The sequence below is a fragment of the Rathayibacter sp. AY1H3 genome (assembly GCF_002932015.1).
Genome location: NZ_PSUU01000006.1, coordinates 95,161 through 101,160 on the forward strand (window position 1 = coordinate 95,161; position 6,000 = coordinate 101,160).

The window sequence follows — 6,000 nt, forward strand, 5'->3', positions numbered from 1 at the left end:
GGTACCGCCGAGCGGGTCGCGTCGCGCTGCGGTCAATCGCTTCGCACGCGATTCCCGGTCGTGCGCTCTGCCGATGAAGGGCCGCACCCCGCGCGGCCCGGCGGAGTGGCGCGTCAGGTGACGATGTGCATGGCGCGCGCGGCGTCCGAGATCGAGCCGGTGAGGCTCGGGTAGACGGTGAAGGCCCGCGCGACCTGGTCGACGGTCAGGCGGTGCTCCACGGCGAGGGCGAGCGGGAAGATCAGCTCGCTCGCCTTCGGAGCGACGATGACGCCTCCGATGACGGTGCCGGAGCCGGTGCGCGCGAACAGCTTGACGAAGCCGTCGCGGATGCCCATCATCTTCGCCCGCGGGTTCGCGGCGAGCGGGAGCTTGTAGATCTCGCCCTGCGCGATGCCCTCCTCGATCTCGCGCTGGCTCCACCCGACGGTCGCGATCTCGGGCTGCGTGAAGATGTTCGCCGCGACGTTGCGCACCTCGGTCGGGTTCACGGCGTCGCCCATCGCGTGGAACACGCCGGTGCGGCCCTGCATGGCGGCGACGGAGGCGAGCGGGAGGAACGTGGTGCAGTCCCCGGCCGCGTAGATCGAGGGGACGCTGGTGCGGGCGACGCGGTTGACGCGGATGTGCCCCGACTCCGTCAGCTGCACCCCCGCGTCCTCGAGGCCGATGCCCGCCGTGTTCGGCACGGAGCCGACGGCCATCAGGCAGTGCGAGCCCTCGACGACACGTCCGTCCGAGAGCACGGCCTGCACGCCCTTCTCGGTCCGCTCGACGCGGTCGGCGCGCGACTTCGAGAGCACGACCATGCCGTTGCGCTTGAAGACGTTCTCGATCACGGCGGCCGCGTCGGCGTCCTCGCCGGGCAGCACCTGGTCGCGGGAGGAGATGAGGGTCACGCGGGCGCCGAGCGCACGGTAGGCGGAGGCGAACTCCGCGCCGGTCACGCCGGAGCCCACCACGATCAGGTGCTCGGGGACGGACTTGAGGTTGTAGAGCTGGGTCCAGCTGAGGATGCGCTCGCCGTCGGGAGCCGCGGTCGGGAGCACACGGGGGCTGGCGCCCACCGAGACCACGATCGTGTCCGCCTCGATGCGGTCGAAGTCCATGCCCTCGCCGCCGGCCGCCGTGGAGACGATCAAGGCGTTCGAGCCGTCCAGGCGCCCGTCCCCCTGGACGATGCGCACGCCGTGGTGCACCAGGTTCGCGCGCATGTCCTCGGACTGCTGGCGCGCGAGCCCGAGCAGGCGCTTGTTCACCGTCGCCAGGTTGACCGCCACGTCCGGGCGCACCGGCTTGTTCTGCTCCGAGCGGGTGAAGAACTGCACGCCCAGGTCGGCGGCCTCGCCGATGGCGTTGGTGGCCTCCGCCGTCGCGATGAGCGACTTCGACGGGACGACGTCGGTGATGACGGCCGAGCCGCCCACTCCGACCCGCTCGACCAGGGTGACCTCAGCGCCGAGCTGCGCTCCCGCGATGGCGGCTTCGTAGCCGCCCGGCCCCCCTCCGAGTACAGCGATCCTCTGCGCGCGCTCGAACTCGTAAGCCATGGTTCCCATTGTCCTCTCTCACTGAGTGTTCGCCCAATCGCGGGGTGTCGGATCGGCCGCGGGAGTCGCCCTCCGCCGCCGCGCAGCCCGTCGGTAGGGTGGGAGGATGTCCGATCAGACCCTGCACCCCCTCGACGCCCCCGACGCCGATCCCTTCGAGATCGCGGCCCGCGCGGCCGCTCAGATCGCCGAGGCGACAGGGGTCGAGAAGCACGACATCGCCCTCACCCTCGGCAGCGGCTGGGGCAAGGCCGCCGACGCGATCGGCGAGACGACCGCGACGGTGGAGGCCACCGAGATCCTCGGCTTCTCCAAGCCGGCCGTGCACGGGCACGGCGGCACCCTGCGCTCCGTCCTGCTCCCCACCGGCAGGCGCGCGCTGATCATCGGCGCCCGCACCCACTACTACGAGGGCTACGGCGTGCGCCGCGTCGCGCACAGCGTCCGCACCGCCGCCGCGACGGGCGCGACGGTGATGATCCTCACCAACGGCGCGGGCGGCATCAAGGAGCACTGGACGCCCGGGACCCCCGTGCTGATCAGCGACCACATCAACCTCACCGCCGACTCGCCGCTCGAGGGCGCGACCTTCGTCGACCTCACCGACCTCTACTCCTCGCGCCTGCGCGACCTCGCCCGGGGGACGCGTCCGGAGCTGGACGAGGGCGTGTACGTGCAGTTCCGCGGGCCGCACTACGAGAGCCCGGCCGAGGTGCAGATGGCGAGGATCATCGGCGGCCACATCGTCGGCATGTCGACCGCCCTCGAGGCCATCGCCGCGCGCGAGGCGGGCATGGAGGTGCTGGGCATGTCGCTCATCACGAACCTCGCCGCCGGCATCCAGAAGACCCCCCTCAGCCACGAGGAGGTGCTCGAGGCCGGCCGCGACGCCGAGGACGACCTCGCCCGCCTGCTCGCCGGGATCACGGGCGCCCTGTGAGCGCCGACGTCCGGGAGCTCGCCGAGGCCTGGCTCGCCCAGGACCCCGACCCGGAGACGCGGGAGGAGCTGGTCGGCCTGCTGACCGCCTCCGACTCGGGGGACGCCTCCGCCCGCGCCGAGCTCGAGGACCGCTTCGGCGCCCGCCTGGCGTTCGGCACCGCGGGCCTGCGCGGCGCCATCGCGGCGGGATCCAACCGGATGAACCGCGTGCTGGTCTCGCAGGCCGCCGTGGGCCTGGCCGACTTCCTGCTGGCGCAGGGCGTCCAGCGGCCCGTGGTCGTGATCGGCTACGACGGCCGGAAGAACTCGCGCGTCTTCGCCGAGGACTCCGCCGCGCTGATGGCGGGCGCCGGCGTGGACGCGGTGCTGCTGCCCCGGCTCCTGCCCACCCCCGTGCTGGCCTTCGCCGTGCGCCACCTCGGCGCCGACGCCGGAGTGATGGTCACGGCGAGCCACAACCCGCCGCAGGACAACGGCTACAAGGTGTACCTCGGCGGCGCCGACGAGGGCTCGCAGATCGTGCCGCCGGTCGACTCCGAGATCGCCGAGCGGATCCTCGCGGTCGCGCGGGACCGGCGCGTTCCGGAGCTTCCGCGCGGCGAGTACCGGCTCGCGGACGAGTCCGTGGTCGCCGCCTACATCGAGGCGACGGCCTCCGTCGGCCGCCAGTCCGCTCCGCTGCGCATCGTCTACACGGCGATGCACGGGGTCGGCTGGGAGACGGCGCACCGGGTGCTCTCCGCGGCGGGATTCGACGAGCCGGCCGTCGTGGTCGAGCAGATCGAGCCCGACGCGGCGTTCCCCACGGTCGCGTTCCCCAACCCGGAGGAGGCGGGCGCCCTCGACCTCGCCTTCTCGACCGCGCGCTCCGGTCGCGCGCAGCTGATCGTGGCCAACGACCCGGACGCCGACCGCTTCGCCGCCGCCGTGCCCGACGCCTCCGCCCCGGAGGGCTTCCGGCGCCTCACCGGCAACGAGGTCGGAGCGCTGCTCGGCTGGCGCGCCGCCGAGCAGGCCCGCCGAGAGGGCCGCACCGGAGGAGCGCTCGCCTGCTCGATCGTGTCCTCCCCCGCCCTCGGTGCCGTGGCGGCCGACTACGGCCTCGACTTCGCCGAGACGCTCACGGGCTTCAAGTGGATCTCGCGCGTCCCCGACCTCGTCTTCGGCTACGAGGAGGCACTCGGCTACCTGGTGAACCCCGGGACGGTCCGCGACAAGGACGGCGTCTCGGCCGCGCTCGCCTTCCTCTCCCTCGCGAGCGCGCTCGCCGCCGAGGAGCGCACGATCGACGACGAGCTGGAGTCGTTCGCCGAGCGGTTCGGGCTCTTCGGATCGGAGCAGATCTCGCTCCGCGTCACCGACCTCTCCGAGATCGGCCGGATCATGGCCGGAATGCGCGCGACGCCTCCGACCGCGATCGGCGGGCTCGCCGTCGAGCGAAGCGAGGACCTGCTCGCCGAGGGCGGCGCGCTGCCCCCGACCGACGCGCTCCGCTTCTCCCTGGACGGTGCCCGTCTCATCGCGCGCCCGAGCGGCACGGAGCCGAAGGTCAAGCTCTACCTCGACGCCTGGTCGCACGACTCCGACGCCGACGCCCGCCGGTCGGCCGTCTCGTCCCGCCTCGCCGCCCTGCGCACCGGCGTCGCGGAGCTCCTCGCGTAGGTCCCCCTCCGGTCAGCGGGGCGCGCGGACACCGATCCGCTCGCCCCGCTTCCAGAGCCACTCCACCGGACCGAGCTCGAACCGGCGCAGCCACAGGTGCGCCGCGAGCACGACGACCGCCGCGATGAGCAGGAACGCTCCGACGGTCGCCGGGACGCGCCACTGCGCGGCGGTCACCGCCAGCCCGAGTCCCCAGCCGTAGAAGAGGGCGCCGCCGAGCAGGTTCTGCAGGAGGTAGGCGCTCAGGGCGACCCGGCCGACCTCCCGCGCCCGGCGTGCCGCCCAGCCCTCGGCGCCCCGGCGGAGGCAGGCCTCGGCGAGGGCCGCGAGCAGGCCGAGCCCGACCAGGGGCGCGACGAGGTAGCGCTCGGCGAGCAGACCGGCGGCGCTCCCCCCGACGCCCAGCGCGAGGTCGACGGGGAGGGCGAGGGCGCCGAGGACCATCATGCGACGGCGGAGTGACGCGCCCTCGGCGGCGAGGACCCCCGCCCGATGGAGGCGCGCGCCGAGGAGGAACATCGCGAGGCTGAGGAGCCCGATGAGCACCGGCTCCGCACGGAAGACGCCCGCGTTCTGCAGCCGGAAGAGGGCGAGGCCGAGGAACGACGCGTCCGCGTAGGGGCTCCGGCCGGTCGGCCCCTGTCCGGCACCGTCCGGACTCACCGCCACGAGCGCCACGAGCGCCGAGATCAGGACGACGTGCAGAGCGCCGCAGACGAGGATCACGCGGCGCTGCGTCGTCGGCCGGGTGAGCAGCAGCCAGGCGACGACCGCTCCGGTGACGGCGTATCCCATGAGGACGTCGAACTCCGCGATCAGCACGTAGTTGACCGCGCCGTCCAGGAGGAGGAGCGTCGCGCGCCAGAGGTAGCGGCCCGGCCAGCGCGTCCCGCGCCGGACCGCGGAGGCGTGCTGGATCGCGAGGCCCACCCCGAAGGCGAGGGAGAGGAGGGCGAGGAACTTGCCCTGCGCCAGCGCCATCAGCAGGAGCTGCGCAGTCCCGGCGGAGGAGGAGGTCTCCGGCGTCACCGGGACGGAGAGCAGTCCGAGCATCCCCCAGGGGTGGGAGAAGATCCAGATGTTCGTGCCGAGGGTCCCGATGATCGCGACACCGCGGACGACGTCCAGGGTCGCGATGCGGCGGCCGGCTCCGGCACGGGGTGGCAATACGGTCGTATTGGTCATGTCCGAGAGCGTAGCCTGCTCGAGCAGTCGAACGAGAGGGACGCCATGCCGGATCGGCGCGAGAGCAGGAGCGACATCCTCTCGGCGGTCGTCGCCGTCCTCTCGACCCGCGGGGCGGAGCACCTCAGCATCCGCACCGTCGCGGCCGAGGCCGGCGTCTCGGTGGGGGCCGTCCAGCACCACTTCCCGACGAAGCAGGCGCTGCTGGCCGGCGCGATGGCCCGGGTCGAGGAGCGCTTCCGCGAGCGGATGCGGAGCCGCCTGGAGGCCGAACCCTCGGCCGAGGTGCGGCTGCGCGTCTTCTGCGACGAGATCGCGTGCGTCGCAGACGAGGACGTGCCCGACGCGATCGTGTGGACCGCCTTCGCCTCCCGCGCCGGCACCGATCCGGAGATCCGCGCGATCCACACCGCCGGCTGGTCGCGCACGGAGGACGTCGTCCTGGAGCTGCTGCGCGCCGCGCATCCCGCAGCGTCGTTCGGCGCCGACGACGCGGCGCTTCTCCTCGCAGTCCTCGACGGCATCGCGGTCTCCCGCGCGGCCGAGCGGCCCGCCCGCCTCTCCCCCGCCCTCGCCGTGGAGCACCGCCTGACCGTCGACCAGGTCGCGCGGGCCTTCACCGTCTACCCGAGCCTCACCGGCTCGATCTCGGACGCCGCGC

General features: G+C 73.5%; 5 protein-coding genes. 3 read left to right on the forward strand and 2 right to left on the reverse strand.

Annotation, left to right across the window (positions count from 1 at the left end; all coding sequences use genetic code 11):
• Window positions 1-113: 113 nt before the first annotated feature.
• Complete coding sequence (locus tag C5C33_RS04385) at window positions 114-1,550, reverse strand: NAD(P)H-quinone dehydrogenase (protein WP_104223171.1); 1,437 nt, start codon at window positions 1,548-1,550, stop codon at window positions 114-116.
• A 106-nt stretch (window positions 1,551-1,656) separates the two neighbouring features.
• Between C5C33_RS04385 and C5C33_RS04390 the strand changes: the two genes are divergently transcribed.
• Window positions 1,657-2,490, forward strand: a complete 834-nt coding sequence (locus tag C5C33_RS04390; RefSeq protein WP_104232831.1) for a purine-nucleoside phosphorylase — start codon at window positions 1,657-1,659, stop codon at window positions 2,488-2,490.
• Entirely contained in the window at window positions 2,487-4,154 is a 1,668-nt protein-coding gene (locus C5C33_RS04395; protein ID WP_104260504.1) for a phospho-sugar mutase, read from the forward strand. The genes C5C33_RS04390 and C5C33_RS04395 overlap by 4 nt, the downstream gene beginning before the upstream one ends.
• A gap of 12 nt (window positions 4,155-4,166) precedes the next feature.
• Here C5C33_RS04395 and C5C33_RS04400 read toward each other — a convergent pair whose 3' ends face one another.
• Window positions 4,167-5,339: a DUF418 domain-containing protein gene (locus C5C33_RS04400; protein ID WP_104246686.1), complete on the reverse strand. Its 1,173-nt coding sequence runs from the start codon at window positions 5,337-5,339 to the stop codon at window positions 4,167-4,169.
• Between the two features lie 45 nt (window positions 5,340-5,384).
• Between C5C33_RS04400 and C5C33_RS04405 the strand changes: the two genes are divergently transcribed.
• On the forward strand, window positions 5,385-6,000 hold a 616-nt coding region (locus C5C33_RS04405), incomplete at its 3' end, for a TetR/AcrR family transcriptional regulator (protein WP_104260505.1).